Annotated in this window: 1 protein-coding gene; it reads right to left on the bottom strand. The window is 30.1% G+C overall.

Features of this window, described 5'->3' with window-relative positions:
- Positions 1–435 (bottom strand): transposase (locus AST02_RS10385; RefSeq protein WP_141714596.1); only part of this gene is annotated, 435 nt, incomplete at its 3' end.
- Between the last annotated feature and the right edge of the window lie 119 nt (positions 436–554).

Consider the following 554-nt stretch of genomic DNA (forward strand, 5'->3'; position numbering starts at 1 on the left):
TTGTCTTGATAATGGAAGGCCATCAATAAATATGGACTCATTATCAATGAGTTTTTGTTCTATAAGTTGGGTTCTAAAGTTAACAAATAGGGACTTTAATAATTTATCCATGATTGGATGTACTCTAAAACGATTGATTGTTCTATATGATGGTTTTTGATTTTGAGATAACCACATCATACGAATACTATCTGAAAGTGCAGCTTCAATTCTTCGTCCAGAAAATATTGATTGTGTATAAGCATAAAGAATTATTTTCAACATCATTTTAGGGTGATAAGAGGATGCACCATTTAAGTGATTGAATTCGTAGAATTCTGTTTCTGGAATTGTTTCAACAATTTGATTAACTGCATGTGCGATATCATTGTTAGGAAGCAAAATTTCAGTCTCCATTGGTAGTGTTAGCTGAGTCATATTATAATTTTTATACATAAGACACCTCGTTTTAAAATTATGTTAGAGTAACTTTATTATACGAAGTGGCTTATTTTTTTGTATAAATTTATATAATTGTTCCGATTTTGTAAAAAGCTGACGCCTAGGGGAATAGT

Origin of the sequence: Staphylococcus equorum (assembly GCF_001747895.1) — a bacterium.
GTDB lineage: Bacteria > Bacillota > Bacilli > Staphylococcales > Staphylococcaceae > Staphylococcus > Staphylococcus equorum_A.